General features: G+C 36.1%; 20 protein-coding genes. 4 read left to right on the plus strand and 16 right to left on the minus strand.

The genetic code is table 11. The annotated features are described in order from the left end of the window. The first annotated feature begins 2 nt into the window (after positions 1–2). Entirely contained in the window at positions 3–3,101 is a 3,099-nt protein-coding gene (locus tag IPH52_27495) for an efflux RND transporter permease subunit (protein MBK7058729.1), read from the plus strand. A 210-nt stretch (positions 3,102–3,311) separates the two neighbouring features. Here IPH52_27495 and IPH52_27500 read toward each other — a convergent pair whose 3' ends face one another. The 3 genes from IPH52_27500 to IPH52_27510 form a co-directional block, all read right to left on the minus strand. Next, positions 3,312–3,539, minus strand: coding sequence for a hypothetical protein (locus tag IPH52_27500; GenBank protein ID MBK7058730.1), 228 nt, complete (start codon positions 3,537–3,539; stop codon positions 3,312–3,314). Next, a complete protein-coding gene (locus tag IPH52_27505; protein ID MBK7058731.1) occupies positions 3,540–3,869 on the minus strand; it encodes an STAS domain-containing protein in 330 nt (109 codons plus the stop codon). Positions 3,870–4,027: 158 nt separating this feature from the next. Continuing rightward, positions 4,028–5,698, minus strand: coding sequence for an acyl-CoA/acyl-ACP dehydrogenase (locus IPH52_27510; GenBank protein ID MBK7058732.1), 1,671 nt, complete (start codon positions 5,696–5,698; stop codon positions 4,028–4,030). A 591-nt stretch (positions 5,699–6,289) separates the two neighbouring features. On the opposite strand from IPH52_27510, the gene IPH52_27515 reads away from it, so the two are divergent. Continuing rightward, positions 6,290–6,580: a BrnT family toxin gene (locus IPH52_27515; GenBank protein MBK7058733.1), complete on the plus strand. Its 291-nt coding sequence runs from the start codon at positions 6,290–6,292 to the stop codon at positions 6,578–6,580. A gap of 15 nt (positions 6,581–6,595) precedes the next feature. Beyond that, positions 6,596–6,787, plus strand: a complete 192-nt coding sequence (locus tag IPH52_27520; GenBank protein ID MBK7058734.1) for a hypothetical protein — start codon at positions 6,596–6,598, stop codon at positions 6,785–6,787. A 569-nt stretch (positions 6,788–7,356) separates the two neighbouring features. Here IPH52_27520 and IPH52_27525 read toward each other — a convergent pair. The 9 genes from IPH52_27525 to IPH52_27565 form a co-directional block, all read right to left on the minus strand. Continuing rightward, on the minus strand, positions 7,357–8,550 hold the full coding sequence (locus tag IPH52_27525) for a cell adhesion protein (GenBank protein MBK7058735.1): 1,194 nt from the start codon (positions 8,548–8,550) through the stop codon (positions 7,357–7,359). A gap of 148 nt (positions 8,551–8,698) precedes the next feature. After that, the gene (locus tag IPH52_27530) at positions 8,699–9,736 is read right to left on the minus strand and encodes a hypothetical protein (protein ID MBK7058736.1); all 1,038 of its coding nucleotides are present in this window, start codon (positions 9,734–9,736) and stop codon (positions 8,699–8,701) included. A gap of 63 nt (positions 9,737–9,799) precedes the next feature. Next, positions 9,800–10,375 (minus strand): hypothetical protein, encoded by a 576-nt coding sequence (locus IPH52_27535; protein ID MBK7058737.1) that lies wholly within the window; start codon positions 10,373–10,375, stop codon positions 9,800–9,802. A 326-nt stretch (positions 10,376–10,701) separates the two neighbouring features. Then, the gene (locus tag IPH52_27540) at positions 10,702–11,133 is read right to left on the minus strand and encodes a hypothetical protein (protein MBK7058738.1); all 432 of its coding nucleotides are present in this window, start codon (positions 11,131–11,133) and stop codon (positions 10,702–10,704) included. 49 nt (positions 11,134–11,182) lie between these two features. Next, positions 11,183–11,536 (minus strand): hypothetical protein, encoded by a 354-nt coding sequence (locus IPH52_27545; protein ID MBK7058739.1) that lies wholly within the window; start codon positions 11,534–11,536, stop codon positions 11,183–11,185. Between the two features lie 102 nt (positions 11,537–11,638). Continuing rightward, positions 11,639–11,809, minus strand: coding sequence for a hypothetical protein (locus IPH52_27550; GenBank protein ID MBK7058740.1), 171 nt, complete (start codon positions 11,807–11,809; stop codon positions 11,639–11,641). A gap of 550 nt (positions 11,810–12,359) precedes the next feature. Further along, positions 12,360–12,611: a type II toxin-antitoxin system VapC family toxin gene (locus IPH52_27555; protein ID MBK7058741.1), complete on the minus strand. Its 252-nt coding sequence runs from the start codon at positions 12,609–12,611 to the stop codon at positions 12,360–12,362. A gap of 5 nt (positions 12,612–12,616) precedes the next feature. After that, positions 12,617–12,775, minus strand: a complete 159-nt coding sequence (locus IPH52_27560) for a type II toxin-antitoxin system VapC family toxin (GenBank protein MBK7058742.1) — start codon at positions 12,773–12,775, stop codon at positions 12,617–12,619. Further along, on the minus strand, positions 12,772–12,960 hold the full coding sequence (locus IPH52_27565) for a hypothetical protein (GenBank protein ID MBK7058743.1): 189 nt from the start codon (positions 12,958–12,960) through the stop codon (positions 12,772–12,774). Before IPH52_27565 ends, IPH52_27560 begins: the two co-directional genes overlap by 4 nt. A 334-nt stretch (positions 12,961–13,294) precedes the next feature. Here IPH52_27565 and IPH52_27570 point away from each other — a divergent pair, with 334 nt between their 5' ends. Continuing rightward, the gene (locus IPH52_27570) at positions 13,295–13,465 is read left to right on the plus strand and encodes a hypothetical protein (protein MBK7058744.1); all 171 of its coding nucleotides are present in this window, start codon (positions 13,295–13,297) and stop codon (positions 13,463–13,465) included. A 1-nt stretch (position 13,466) separates the two neighbouring features. Here IPH52_27570 and IPH52_27575 read toward each other — a convergent pair whose 3' ends face one another. From IPH52_27575 to IPH52_27590, 4 genes are all read right to left on the minus strand, one after another. Continuing rightward, on the minus strand, positions 13,467–14,633 hold the full coding sequence (locus IPH52_27575) for a hypothetical protein (protein MBK7058745.1): 1,167 nt from the start codon (positions 14,631–14,633) through the stop codon (positions 13,467–13,469). A gap of 185 nt (positions 14,634–14,818) precedes the next feature. Further along, the gene (locus IPH52_27580) at positions 14,819–15,394 is read right to left on the minus strand and encodes a hypothetical protein (GenBank protein MBK7058746.1); all 576 of its coding nucleotides are present in this window, start codon (positions 15,392–15,394) and stop codon (positions 14,819–14,821) included. Between the two features lie 99 nt (positions 15,395–15,493). Continuing rightward, positions 15,494–15,703, minus strand: coding sequence for a hypothetical protein (locus IPH52_27585; GenBank protein MBK7058747.1), 210 nt, complete (start codon positions 15,701–15,703; stop codon positions 15,494–15,496). Further along, entirely contained in the window at positions 15,694–16,062 is a 369-nt protein-coding gene (locus IPH52_27590) for an SCO family protein (GenBank protein ID MBK7058748.1), read from the minus strand. Before IPH52_27590 ends, IPH52_27585 begins: the two co-directional genes overlap by 10 nt. Positions 16,063–16,109 lie beyond the last annotated feature (47 nt).

Consider the following 16,109-nt stretch of genomic DNA (forward strand, 5'->3'; position numbering starts at 1 on the left):
AAATGACTCTATCAGATATTTCAATTAAAAATCCAGTATTTGCATGGATGTTAATGTTTGGTCTTATCCTCTTTGGCTTTATTTCATTTCGAAAAATGGGATTATCCCAAATGCCCGACGTAGACTTTCCTGTGGTAAATATTTCTGTAAACCTAAATGGAGCAGCCCCGGAGATTATGGAGACTAACGTTGTAGACATCATAGAAGAAAGTGTAATGAGTGTCGAAGGCATAGTTTCGTTAACCTCTACATCCAAGTATGGCTCTGCAAATATCACAGTAGAATTTGACTTAAATCAAGACGTTGATGCAGCACTGCAAGACATACAAACCAAAGTAATCCAGGCACAAAAACTTTTACCCAAAGAACTTGACCCTCCAGTGGTTACTAAGTATAATCCGGAAGAGCAACCAATCATGTGGGTAGGTGTTTCTTATACTGGAAATAAAAGAGACTTAATGGTATATATCAAAGACCATTTAAAAAATAAATTCTCTACTGTTCCTGGTGTTGGTCAAATCATGCTCGGCGGATATACAGATAGAAATTTACGACTCTGGGTAGATGGAAAGAAATTAAGCCAGAGAGAACTAACGATAGACGATATACTTAGCACAATTCAAAAAGAGCATGTAGAAGTTCCAGCCGGATTATTAGAAACAAAAACACAACAGATGAATATCCGCTCTATGGGAGAAGCTCCCTCTGTAACTATGTTCGGCAATCTTCCCATATCATTTCGAGGTGGCACTCCAATCTTTGATTCGAACATCCGAATCAAAGACATCGCATTGTTAGAAGATGGACTTGACGATGTAATGCGTGTTTCCCGCTTCAATGGAAAGCAAGCGGTCGGAATGGGAATCATCAAACAACGCGGAGTAAATGCAGTTAAAGTAGCAGAGGATGTAAAAAAACAAATTGAACTGGTTAAGAAGGATTTGCCGCCTGGATTTGAAATAGGAGTCAATTCTGACTCTACTCGGTTTATCAAAGAGTCTATTGAAGAATTAGAGTTTACTCTTATATTATCCGCAATACTTACAAGTTTAGTTACCTGGTTTTTTCTGGGAAGTCTTTCTTCTACTATCAACATTTTACTTGCCATTCCTACTTCTATTATGGGAAGTTTTATCATTCTAAATGCATTTGGTTTTACGTTAAATACTTTTACACTCTTAGGTTTGTCTTTAGCCATTGGGATTGTAGTTGATGATGCGATTATGGTTTTAGAAAACATTGTCCGTCATAGAGAAATGGGCAAAAGCCTATTAACCGCAGCAATTGATGGAGCTAGAGAAATTACATTTGCTGCAATAGCGGCAACTCTTGCGATAGTCGCGATATTTCTTCCCGTAGCCTTTATGTCAGGCATTATAGGAAAATACTTTTACCAATTTGCAATCACAATTACAGCGGCAGTATTATTATCTCTACTCGAAGCGCTTACTCTAACTCCAATGCGATGCTCTCAATTTTTACAGACTAGAAGTGAAAACCGGTTTATGAAAATGGTAGATGCAGGAATGTCTAAGATGGAAGTATGGTATGAAGCCATTTTAAAATTCTGTCTATCTCACAAGCTAATTGTATTGTCTATATCAGCTATCATCTTTGGTGCATCCATATTTATTATTAAACCAATTAAAAAAGAATTCGTTCCATCACAAGATCAGAGTCAACTCCTCATTCGCCTCCAAACACCAGTGGGTTCTTCCTTTTCTTACACCGATACAATGGCGGCTAAGTGCGAAGAATACCTATTAGCCAATAAAGATATTTTAAGAGTCTATGCAAATATTGGAGGAGGCGGTTCTAATTCAGTGATGTTTTTTATTACTTTAAAAAGTCCACAGGAAAGAACTCTAAATCCAGAGACTAAGAGACGTTACACGCAAAATGAAATTTCTGTTCTTTTTAGAAAAGAACTAGGTAAAATCTCTAAAGAATTGAAAATCGTAGTCCAAGATTTATCTATGCGTGGCTTCTCTAGCTCGCGAGGTTTTCCTGTTGAGTTTTACATCCAGGGAAAGAGTTGGGAGAAGTTAGCCGAAAGCTCGGATGAAATTATCAAGCAAATGAAAGAAAGTGGGAAGTTTGTGGATGTGGACACAAACTACCAGGTCGGACAACCAGAATTGCATATCGTTCCCAATAGAGAAGCAGCGATGCGTTATGGTGTAAGTGTCTCTAGCATTGGAACAGTCATTGGTGCCATGATTGGAGGAGTCAAATCAGGACAATTCACAGAAGGGGGACATCGCTACTACGTTAACTTACGAGTAGCCGCAAGAGAAAGAGAAAAAATTGAAGATATAAAAGACCTTTATGTCCGAAACAACAAAGGCGAACTGGTAAGAGTATCCGATGTTGTAAAAATCGAAGAAACAAAATCTCTCCAGAGTATAACAAGGATGAGCCGCGAAAGAGCCATTACAATATTCGCAAACCCTGCACCCGGAGCAAGTCAGGAAATCGCATTAAAGAAAGCAGAAGAAATTGCGCGTAAAGTTTTACCGGAAGGATACTCGGTTGGATTTAGTGGCTCTGCCAAGACAATGGGAGACTCGTTTAATAGTCTTGGCTATGCACTACTACTTGGTATCGTTATCGCCTACATGATATTAGCCAGTCAATTCAATAGTTATATTCATCCAATAACAGTCTTACTTGCACTCCCGTTTAGCTTTACGGGTGCAGTATTCTCCTTGTGGATAACAGGTAATTCCCTCAATGTATATAGCTTCATCGCGTTAATACTTCTCATGGGGCTTGTGAAGAAAAACTCAATTATCCTCGTAGACTTCACAAACCAACTGCGTGATAGCGGACTTGCCGTAAAAGATGCACTTCTAAAAGCAGGACCTGTGCGGCTAAGACCAATTCTAATGACTTCAATTTCTACAATTGCAGCAGCTATTCCTCCTGCTCTATCAATCGGTCCGGGCGGGGAGACGAGAGTTCCTATGGCAATTGCAATTATTGGCGGGATTGTAGTTTCTACTTTACTTACACTTGTAGTCGTGCCTTGCGCCTACATGGTATTTGCCAGAGGGGAACATTTGAAGACTGCCACAGAGACACAGAGGCGCGGAGAGTAAGAGGAAGTATTTATTAAAACCAAGTTAAAGGAATATTGCGTTACTCCAGTCACCTCGAATTGCTTTATCATGAGAGGTCTATTGACCTCATTACGATTGTTTTAAGAAAGATAGACCTCTCACATCGCTTGGCGGTTGTGTGAGCGAAGCGAAAGGGTGGAAGCAGTTCGAGGTGACCGGCAGACAACACACGAGTCTTGAAAAAAATACTCAAAGACAATACTTTTCCAACTCAGCGGTTAATTCTTGTAAGTCGCTTGAACTGAGAAGTCTTTGGACATCATAAGGAATATTATCCAGAAATTCTCTTGCAGTCATTCTAGAACGATTGGGATTATGCGCTCCTCCGTCCCAATCATAAGCACATTCCACCCAACCATTTACAAGAATCTCAACTTCGATTTTTTCGTATTCTCCCATTCCAACATAGCGTTTCATTTATTTGAGCGCGTCTTCTAAAGATTCGTGAATTACAAATTTATTGTAGATACCGGATAAAACCATTACTTCTTTTACGAATTCACCGGGAGCGGTTAATACGAGCGAGCCGCCTTTATAGGTAGATGTTTCCTGGGCAACATGAAATAGAAGTGCCACTCCGGATGAATCAATGGATTCCAAGTCTTTTAAGTTGAATACAATTTTATGTCTAGCTTCTCGTAATATTGGGTTTAGCTTAGCTCGAATAGACGCCAGTTCAGCAAAACCTAACTTTCCAGTAAAACGAAAGATTGCATGCGGAGGTTTCAAATCTAATTCAATATTCATGGCAGTTTTTAAAAGGAAAGAAAAGCTTAACGGGAAAAAATCAAAAAGTCAAGCAGAAAAATATTTCAAACCCATATAGATTGCCTGATTGAATTGCATTCGTAGGTGACGCATATATGCGTCACCTACGATATGCACACCTACAGGTTAACACTATACTATAATTTTGCTTCGAGGAGTCCTTTAGCTATAACGCGTAACGCCATTACCTCTTCGGCTCCTTCGAATATAGAGAATACACGGGAGTCTACGAAGTAACGAGACACTGCATATTCTTCTGCATAACCCATTCCACCATGAATCTGCATTGCTTCGCGACAAACCCATTCTGAAATTTTAGATGCATAGAACTTGATGAGGGTAGCTTCCATTTGCCCCTTGTGGTCGTCCATGAGACGAGCTACAAAGTTTGTGAATTGTCTGGATGCTTGTATAATCATCGCCATTCTAGCAAGCTTGTATTTGGTAAGGTTGTATTCGTAAATTGGTTTTTTAAATACTTGTCTCTCTGTCGCATAACGTAGCCCTGCTTCGAAAGCGGCTTGCATTACACCATTTGCACGGGCTGCTGTTTGAATACGTCCACCGGCAAAGCCTTCCATTTGTAAATAGAATCCTTTTCCTCTTGCGGCTTCTCCACCAACTAAGTTTTCATCGGGAACAAAGTAGTCTTCAAAGGAAACTTCAAACGAATGCATACCACGATAACCGATAGTTCCAATCGCTTTCCCTTCCATACGACCGCCACCTTCTTGCTTATGATCAAAGCTATGTCCTAGGAAACGAGGCTTCTCAGCGAGTAATATGGATAAACCTTTGTGTTTTAATTCTAAATCTGCTTCTGTGCGGCAAAGAACTAACAACACGTTCGCGTAACCTGCAAAAGTGCACCAAGTTTTGACGCCGTTGATTTTCCATCCGCCTTCTACTTTTGTTCCAGTAACAATCACACCGGCAACGTCAGATCCGTAATTAGGCTCAGTTACAGCAACGGCTGCCATTACTTCTCCACTTGCGAGTTTACCTAACCATTTTTCTTTTTGTGCTTCCGTTCCACCTTTTAGAATTGCTTTGGATACGATTTCAGGTCTTGTAATTAAACTTCCTGCAATCCCTAAACCACCACGCGACAACTCTTCCGTAACCACAAGCATACTGATATTATCCGGCTTGTCTGCTGGTTGAATTCCACCATAAGTTTCAGGAATGCAAAGACCAAAGCAACCCATATCATTGAGTCCATCAATAATATCTTGTGGGATAATATCATCGCTACGATGCACATGCTCTGCGTGCGGCTTAACGACATCTTCCGCAAACTTATGAAATGTCTCGCGGAAGGATTCATGGTCATCACTAAGACCATAAGCACCTGCATGACCAACTTTATTAATTGTATCAATAATCTTTGAGTAATGTTCTATCTTAGTAGAATTTTGAACAAATTCATTTACAGAAGAATTAAAAAGAGCAGTTGTTACTTTTTCATGATTCAAAGTATATTCTGCTGGTTTAGAAATTAATTCAGAGCGGATAAGGGAAACAACTTCTGCTGCAAACACGACTGCCATTTCTTGTTCGAGTTCACCAGTTCCGAAAGAAGAATCCCAAGCATAAGAAATAAAATGCTCTGCAATTTTTTGTTGTGCAGTCATCCAGGAAAGTTGATAGAATACGTATTGGTTTTCATCCATCTTACCAACAGAAATTCCACCCTTAACAGTGCATTGCACAGCTAGTCCTTTGGTAATTTCTTCGAGAAGATTGCCAGATGCGGCAAGTGATTTAAGGGCTGATTCTTTATCTAAAGCGTTTGTTGCAGTAGCCATTGAGATATCCTCGTTGTTTTTAATATATACTTACAATAACTTAGGATTTGGCTTTCTTGTCACTTCGAAATTAGGTTGGTTTAAATTAGGAATATGGCAATATTTGAGTTCACTAGAAACTTGTCATGACAATTTTTAAGCAATAGACCTCACTTACCCATTTTTCTTTCTACCAATATGCATCCAGCTTCTCCCACTTTATCCCACAAATTAAAAGCTTAAAGCAAATCGGATTGATCCTTATTTATAAAGAGATGTTTTGAACTAAACGGGGTAAAATACAACGCCTTCTAAACATCTCTCCTATTTTAGAGATCGCTTAAAAATTTCTAAATGCTACCAAGTTCATTTAGGCTTCGAAGACTTTGGAGACAAAGAGTTGGGCATACGCGTATTACCCTTTTGGAAATTTTCGAAAGAGTTGAACCTAGTATGAGTGAAATAAAATTTTAAACGGAGTAGCCTTTCTGTCGAGTGAAAAATGTATTTACTTTTAAGAATCGAAAATCTAGCGAATCGACTTAAAAAATCATCTGCCGAATCCAAATTTTTACTTGTAAAAATTCATTCTCAAATCTAAGATAAAGGATGATGGAATTTGAGTGGGATATACAAAAAGAAAAAGCAAATATCAGAAAGCACAAAATCTCATTTAAAGAAGCAATATTCGTATTCTCTGATCAGAATGCTTTAACTATTCCAGATGTAAATCATTCTGATTTTGAAGATCGTTGGGTTACGCTTGGATTTATTCCGAAAGGACAGATAATCCTTGTTATTCATACTCACAGAATAAGAAATTTGGAAAAGACAATTAGAATTATTTCAGCAAGAAAAGCAACGAAGAAAGAAATGGCTCAATATAATAAGTCCTTAAAGTAAGGAGGGAAAGTTACAATGAAAAAAGAATATGATTTCAGCAAAGCAGAGAAAGGAAAATTTTATGTTCCGATAGATAAAATAAAAATTGATAAGAAAGTGCAATCGCATTATTTAAAATTAACGCATGGAAAGAAAATAGATTTGCAAACCTTAATTAATCAAGCTTTAAAAAAGCAAATGTCTTTAGAAAAGAAAGTCGTGAAGTAGGGGTTAATATCAATTATTCGGAAATATTTTTGAAACGTAAATACACTCACTTAACAATTATTACCGCAACCTTTTTTCTTTTACATAGATAAGGATAATCTACCTGATTTGATAGGTTCCAATATTTGCTGCGGAAACATTGGTTTAGAGGTTATATTGAGTAGCGAACATTATAAAAGGGGAAATAAAGTAAGCCCAACTTTTGATGAATATAAATTTAAAATACAGTATGGAAGATGCAATAGATTTCAAATGCAAGGAATTTCTTGGGACACAAATAAATTTGCCAAATTTACGTTCGATTGCGAAGAAAAGAAATTTAAAGAAGTGAAATCTTTTTCTTTTCAGTAATCTGAATCTAACTTCTCGCATAATTCTTTTCTTTCTATCTCACAAATTAATTGCTTAAAGCAAAATCGCATTGCACCTTATTCATAAAAAAGTGTTATGTAAATATTTTCTTAAGAATTATTTTTAAGGCTAACGGAGTGTATCCTCATCTCAAAAAGATAATGAGATGAGGATAAAATTTAGAAGATAAACAATTTTCTTACATTCGAAGAAAAGGCTTAACGGGTTTTTCTTTCGTACCAATCATCATTTGGATTAGGAGTATTTCTACCTTCTACTTGAGTCCAGTAGTATGTATTGCCCATCATTTCTTTTACTCTTGTAGATGGAGTATTTGCATAAATGGTAATTTTTCCAGTAGCAGTTCTTGTTCCAGTTCCACTGATAGTGCATTCTTTCGGCATTACACTAGTAGGCGAAACAATTTTAGAATAGAAATACAGATGACGCGCCCAAACATGTTTATTTGTTTGATCGGTTGCATTTAACCAATAAGATGCTGGATTTTGCAATGCTACAATTGACTCAAGAGGTGTATTCTGATCTCCAACCCATACGTCAAAAATTGCAGAGGTTTTATACCAGGTAACAAGAAGACCATTCTTATTAATCATATTATAAATATGACATCTTACAACTTCTGCGTTCCAATCTAATTTTCCATCTTTAGTACCAGGATTACAGCTAGCGTATGTGCTTCCATACACATCACCAAAATAAGACTTTCCATCTTTACTCCAATATGGATCTAATAATTCAAGACGCTTTGGCATTAAGAAAGCTTTCGTTGTGTTAGCCGCTATGTAGTCACTTACTAATTTCGCTAAATTTGTAGCTAGTTGGCTTCCTAAAGAGTGTCCTGCAAATCTGATTTCAGTTCCTTTGTAGTTTGCCATGAGTGCGGTGTATTCGGCGAGAGCAAGAGCCCCTACACTTTTGGTTGGAGTAAATGCAGTTCCATAAGATCCAGTGCTAATTCTATAACGCATTCCTTTTGGTCCACTAGTGCTCCATATTTTTGCTTCTGCATCTTTGACTTCATCTTCGTCTGCCATTTGATTCCAATAAAAAATGGCAACGTTCCAACCGTCCGCTTTCCATTTCGAAACAGTATTCACATTTGCTTTGGTTGTTGGATCTGCGTATAAAAATGTTTCTCTAGAATAACCTTTTACAGAAGTTCCCTTTTGCCATCCATGAAAATAAAATACAGTTGGTTTTGCTGGATCATAAAAAGCTGTGCTCACAGTATTGGGAACACCACTTGCATTGACTGCATCGGTTGGGTTGTTATTTGCATCAAACCAATAAAACCCATAATCATGTGTATCGTTTGCGCTTAATCCTATATTAGCCGCTAACGCCCCAAAAACTGCTACTAATAGAATAGCATATTTCATTTTTTTTCTCATATTTTTTCCTTTGTTTAAAAATTTCTGGATTCCTCTTTTATAAACAAGATTTAATATTTGCTTTGAACATATCGCATTTTGTTTTTTTAAAGAACCTCACGGATTACTTTTATTTAATTCTATTTGAGAAACGTCAATTTTTAATTGCTTATTGAAGTAAAAATTCTTGTGCAACAGTAAAACGATTGATTTCTTTTTTTTCTTCCTCTTCAATTTCTTCTGCTAATTCTTTTCCGAAGTAAGATTCCTTTAGTTTTTTTAATTCAAGACTATATTCATCAGGGTTCAATTCTGTTTTTTCTTGCAATGCTTTCATTTCTTTTAAATAATTATTTCCTTTCGCTTGCATTTGTATTCGATTTTTATCCCATTCTTCTAACTGGTTTACTCTGCTTTCAGGAATTCCTACTGCAAGTCTTAGGCTTCTAAGTTTTTGTGCCCTGGCTTCTTCGGACATGGATTTCAAGCTCTTTTGGACTTCAGGGGATGATAAGAAGTATTCTCCAAATTCAATAAACTCTTCTCCAATGGAATCCTGTTGTCTTTGCATTTTAAGAATTGCAATTTCATTTTGGAGGGAATTTATTTTTTCATCAAAGTTTTTTTTACTCGAAGTATTTGTGATAATTTTTTGTTTTATGTTTAATAAATATCGCTCGCTCGCATATAATTCTTCGGCAGCATCATATCCAAATAACTCATAACGTTTTCTCCAAATCATTTCTTCTCTTTCTGATTTTGTTTTAATTTCACTCGAATTAGTTTCTGTTTCCAATACTAATCTATATTGTATTAGATTTCTATAATATACGTTTATCATTTCTTGTTTTTCGGGAAAGCTTGCCTTTACCAGTTCTTCAAAACAAGTATTGAATAGCGTATTATTAAAATAGTCTGGATTATTTTGATTCACTAATTGTTTACAGAAATTTTCTATTCGCGATGTGACAGAGTGAATTCCCATATGAGTATTAATTGTATTTAATTCTTCTTCTTGAAGCATTGAAATAAAATTTTGAATTTCTGTTTGAGGAAAATGTTCATTATCCGTTTGTATCGCATTATAAAAAGCAGTTAGAGAAACATTTTGACTTGAGTTTTTAGTTTCCGATACTTCTTGAATTTCTTTCTTATGCTTTTTTTTCTTTTTGTCCCTCCTTCCATTGTAACGATAAATACAATACAAATTAAAATCAAAGTTGCAGGCAGAAAAAGAGCTTCCTTTTTATTCATAATTGTTCCACCCTATTTAATTTTTCCAATTCTCTGAATTTTGTATAGAGAAAACATTCACTCTGTAAATGGCTGATCTGACAAAAATAGAAACACCGGTATTCAATACAATTGCTTGCACGACCAAACTCCACGAATGGGGTCTATAATTAATTTTCCAAATATCAGCAAAAGGTAATATTCCCAATTGCACTAAGATTAGCATAGCAGCCAAACCAATGGAACTCGCAGTCAAAGTGTATGCTCCTCTCCATCGCAAAGGATCGGAAGAAGAAATCGCAGTTATAAATGGAAGTGATAGTATCCAGGTAGAATAAGCAGAGCCAGTTACATAAATAATCATCTGACAATTTAAAACATCTAAGCTAGCTGGAATTAACCAGAATAGAGGATACTTACTTTGAAAGAGAGGTTTTTTTTCACTTACAATTATCCATAGCAGGGAAATGAATAAGTGAAAACTCATTAGAATATTCACAACTTCTATCTCCCGGCTAAGAATCAACACTATCACACTAAAGATAATTCTAGCAATATCTGGAGACCGATATTTTTTTCGTTCTTCTTGTTCTAATTCAATTTCATTACCCATACTTTCACCATCCTTTGTATCTTGAATTTAGATTAAAAATGATTTAAGACCACAACAAAAATTTTTCTCAAATTCATTTTATTAGATTCAGAAATTAATCTATGTATCTTTTACACTTAGTCATTTTTTTTAGATTCAATTCCTCTAGCTTGAATTTTTACAAGTTAAAAGCTTAACGCAAAATCAGGTTGCTACTTATTTATAAAACGGTGTTATGAATTAAATGGAGGGAATTTTATATTTATAAAAAAACTCTCGAACTAAAAGAAGGAGTCGTCCGACTCGATTCAATCGGTTACGGCTTAAGTCAAATTACAAATTCAAATCTAACGAATGCAACGAACTGGAAAGGAATTTTCTTTAAAGCTATCGAAGATTAGCCCCAAGTTCCTTGAAAAAATATACGCATAACCAGTATTAGATTCTTCTGATGTCCAATACCAATCCTTTCGCCAACTTTCGGCTAGCTTTGTATTGTAAGCGTCTTCTATTTCCAATCTTGTAGGCAATCGCATTTTAATGGTGGAACATTTTGCCTTCGCATTCATCCAGTTATGCTCACCTTGTGGCTCGCTCCATTTTTTTAAATCCGATTGTGCTTGATTCGGAATGTTCGTTAATATAGCAAAAACAATTAAGGCGAATTTTACTCTCATGGAATTTAGGTTTCTATCAATTAATAAATCAGACTTGCTAAAAATGAGCAAGCGGTTCAAATGAAACCTATTTTGATAATAGGTAAAATATTGTCTTTCCATTAATCTGCATCCAACTTCTCGATAAATCTATTACTTTCTATCCAACAAATTAAAAGTATAAAGCAAAAATGGATTGCGTTTCATTCATAAAGAGATGTTTTGAACTAAACGAGTAAAATTTTCTCATATTCATCATGCCACCTAAAAAAGCAAAAGCATCCTCCTCAGCAGAAGCAGCGTCATCCACCGCTGCAAAGATCGCCGCGCTCTCTGCATTCCACCCTGCCCATGCAACTTCACTCGGCATGCAAGTGTTGGCGGAAGATAAGTTGAAATGGAGAATGCGTCTTCCAAGCACATCGTCAAGTGCGAGTGTGAGCGAGGGCTCCAAAGGCAAAACGAAGAGTAAACGCAAGAAACCCGCATCGAAAGAAGGTGAAATCGTGAGTGCACTCGGTTTCATCTTGACTGAATGGGTGAAGATTCTCGAATCGCGCCGCAGTGGAAGCAGCAGTAGTGCCGCAGCAGATTCCTCCTCCTCTTCTTCAAATTCCCCTTCTCCTGCCTACTTGAGTCGTCTTAGTGCAATCGCATCTGCGTTGTCATCGAATCCTCTCTCCGAGCCAATCTCAGCAGTTGGAGTGCACGACGCTGGCACTGCCATTCCGTCAGATGACCTCGATTCCATCATCGCACGCATTCCCAACCCAGTGAAACCTGATTCCGCTGAGTTCACTCCTGGTGAAGAGGAGGATCACACGCTCACGCCACAGCAGAGACAGGAAGAGCAGAGCGCGATGGACACTATTCGACAGAAATACGAACAGGATGCGGCTAATGGAGTCGTGCATAAGAATTTTCTCACAGCTGATCTCCTTGCTGCTGCTCGATTACCATGATTCGTGCGCATGACTCGATTTAAATAACATTCTTTCGCTTCACGCGCCACATTCTCGTGTGATTCGCTTTCGTCGTTTGTCCTATTCTCATCTTTCTAGTAAATTGCATTCAACTTCTCGATAATTCTCTCCCATTCTAATTCCACAAATTAAAAGCTTAAATACCACTTCTCGCATATAAGTTCCACTATTTTTCTACAAAGGGGTATTCCACATTCTCAGCTCTAGCGAAAGCAGAGTATCAAATTTTAATTCTAAATTTACTTTTGAGAATGAGTACAGCAAAAGTGGATTGCCTTTATTTATAAAGAGGTTTGAGCCAAAAGGAGTAAATATTCTTTGCTTAAAAGTTACACCTATAGCCTTAGCAAAATAGAATTTCTATTCCTATACAAAAATATTCTTCTTAGTAAGTTCTTTTTCTGCAGCTTCAAAAAGTTTTGTGTCTGAGGTTACGAATTGATCCGCATTACTCATTTTAGCCGAAGCAAGCTGAATTCCATCGAGTGAACGCAACCCATACTTCTTTATAACTGTAAGCACCAGTTCCTCCAATGTTAAATCAAATTTTATAAATTCATACTCTACTGAATCCTGTGTAAATTCAGCCAGTGCAATTTCATAAGATTCCTGAGTCAAAATATTCAATTTACTAATCTTTGCAAAGCTGATTGAAATTCAATTCTTGTTATAGGTGATAAAACAACTTCGTCTGAATTCTGAAAGAGTTCAGTAACAGTATCGGAACCACTTTCATCAATATATTTTTTAACAAGGGAAGACGTATCAAAAAAAGATTTCAATTCTCACTCCTCATTTTCACGATAGTCTCCGAAGCAAGGTTTTTTCCTGTCATTTTCACTCTTACAACTTTCCGCTGCCAGGATTTCTTGCGGATTATGATTTCGACTTCGGCTTTTATATCAGGTAAGTCTTTATCTGTAATTGTCACTTTCCCATTATCATAAAGTCCATGTAATACAATCATAGCAAACCTCAATTTTTAAAAAATATCATTCACAACAGTAGAATGAATCCTTATCTGAAAATGTCAATTGTCTTTCTAGTAAATTGCATTCAACTTCTCGATAATTCTCTCCCATTCTAATTCCACAAATTTAAAGCTTAAATACCACTACTCAAAAATAAGTTCCACTATTTTGCACAAAAGGGGTTCCCAATTGCCAAGAACACGGTGCCAGTTGTAGATTAGAAAATACTTTTGGCAATTGGTATAGCAAAATCGGATTGCTCCTTATTTATAAAGAAATGTTTGGAACTAAACGGGGGAAATTTATTTTTCCATTTCACAAACTTTCCCTATGGACAATATCATGACTCTCGATGTAATTCTGATTGAAATAGCCAAGTTGGACTATGTTGACCAGCAGAGCCTCTCTACCTTTCTAATCGATCTAGTGCACACCCAAGAAAAAATGAAATCTGCTATGGCTGCACTTGAAAAAGAAGAGTCTAAAATTTCTTCTCAATGAATTAATTTTCATTGGCTAACACGAGTAACGATCTTTTAATAAATAGATAGTAAATATTTAACCCGCCTGAGAATAATACGGATAATCCTCCCAATAATGCAAAACTTTGTCCAATTTGCCATATTTGTTGGTTATTCACATAATTCATATTATACCCATTTACCAGACTAGAAATCGCAACCAACAGCATTCCCATTAAACTTAGAATAACCCCAATCATTAGAAATATCCTAGAATACAAAGAATATTTGGAAATTGTAAAATACATTCTGAATATAAACAACAAAATTACAACGCTCATTATCCCTAAAAGTTTTATATGTAAATACAATATGCCAAATAGTTTGGATTGAAGGAAAAAAGTGGTAATAGGAAAACTAACGGCGATATCCACACTCGCTTTACAAAGAACTAGAAAGAGAACAAAGAAATGAATTTTACTCTCTATCCCTTTTGAAAAAAAATCTAGAATAACTATTATCTGTAAAACTCCCCACAAAAAAGATGCAGCTAAAATTAATATCTGAAAGATTTTAGGAAAAAGAAAAATACTCGAGCGTAGACAAACCAAAATAAGAATAGGAATGCTCAAATAAAACAAAGCTTTACAATAAGTATTAGGTTTAGTAATTAAAAAATCTTTCGAAGAAGAAAGAAACAATGCAAATCCCATTGTATAAAGCCAGCCTTCGCTGTAGGCGTCTAAAAAAAAGTGAATCAAAATAGTTTTTATCGAATCTCCACCAAAGCCAAAAGCTATGGAAAGAGGAATAAGAAAACTGGGGAGTGTAGAAATAAAAAGCATAGTCACTGCTAATTGAATCATTAAAGTCACTATTTGATTTTCCCTCATTTGCTTTACTGTTCGTAGGAAATAAATTATAAAGCCAAGCCATAAAAATACCATCAATGTAGAGAACACTATGGATAATTTGGAGTATCCACTCATTAGAAAAGAAATCAAAGCAAAAAAGGATAATATTTGTATGCCACAAAAAAGCAATTTCTCAAAAACTTTGGATCTCTTAGTTGTATCTAGTGAGTAATTTAAAATAAATCCAATAAAAGCTGGGGCAGCCCAAGCCCAAAATGCTGTGTGACTATGTGCATGTCTAGTATACTCAAAAGGTGTAGGTAATTTTATTTGGATGGCAAACGATAACCGCATACTTATACCTAGGAAAAGAATTATACAGAACCAAAAGACTGAATTCAAAGCCCAAATCCAAAATTGTTTTTTATCAAAATCTTTCACGTTCACCTCCCCTATCAATAAGTAAGAAAAACTATAAAATTGTAAAAAATCCAGGATACAGCGGATAATATTAATTAACCTATGATTGCATAGCAACGCTAATCTTCAAAAAACATTCTGACAGACTTTGTATTTATCATTGCATGTTTCACGAGTAGTTGTCCATTTTTTATTTTTTGGAAAACTACTGGACGCTCTAAAAATTTCACAATCTCTCTTTCTCTATCTGCAAGTGCTCTCGAAATACTTGGATATAGATTTCTTTTCTCTGCATTATTGGCAACCTTTCTAGCTGCACAATCGGAATGCTCAGTAAAAATCACTAACTTTACACTTTTTTCGACAAGGGCAAGTTCTATCATTTCCATTTCTTTTTCTCGAATCACAGAGCCTGCAGTGCGGATAACGTAATAGAAATCTCTCGAATCGCCAAGTAGTTCTTCTGTGCTAATTCTAGAATCCATACAAAGGATGATTATTACAAGCGGATGATGCTCATAACTCGGTAAAACGTCCTTTACATAAGAAGAAAATTTATTAAACAACTGGATTTCTTTATAAACTTCCTCCGGACTAATCTCTACTGTAACATGGGAAAGATTATAGCTTCTCTGAAATGCTTGCAATAAAATTCCAAAGCTAATCATTGATCCACCAAACAAAAAAAATATCATTTTATAGTAAAAAACAAAAACTAAAAATAATATCAAAATAGGAATTGTAAATTTGTTCCGCAAAATTGTGATTAGCTTTTTCGACTTTGATTCCATAGGTTAATATTTCTCTATAATCGAACTTGAATCTGCTCCAACGCCTTCGATTCGAGAAATAATTTTACCTTCTTTGGAGACAAGGGATATTACAGTAGAGTGATTGAAATCATTTCCTGATGTCTTTTTATAAGAAATTCCTAGCAGAACAGAAATTGTTCGCACCGAATCTTCCTTTCCATGAAGCAAATTCCAATTATCCCCTAGTTCCATTTTCTTAGCGTAGGATTTAAGTGCTTCCGGAGAATCTTTTCAGGGTCAAAACTAACTAAAACCATCTTAGGAGGCTTACCAGTGTTTTGTGCTATTTTTTTTGCGATTAGTTGCATATCAGAAACAATCCTAGGACATACACTCTGGCAAGAAGCATAAAACATACTTACAATCATTGCCTCTCCCTTTTGGTCTTTCCAATGAAACATTTTGTTGTCCTGCGTTGTCCACATATCTTCCAAGTCAAACAGAGAGCCTTCCGCAGCAGCACTTGCGGGTAACGCATGGTGTTTGTGATCGTGATGTCCTTCTTTACACGATATCAGAATCGTGAGTAAAATAAATACGATAGTTCTCATACTATCCTCCAATTTTTTTACCACGGATGAACCAGATGAACACGGAT

The organism is Leptospiraceae bacterium (genome assembly GCA_016708435.1).
GTDB lineage: Bacteria > Spirochaetota > Leptospiria > Leptospirales > Leptospiraceae > UBA2033.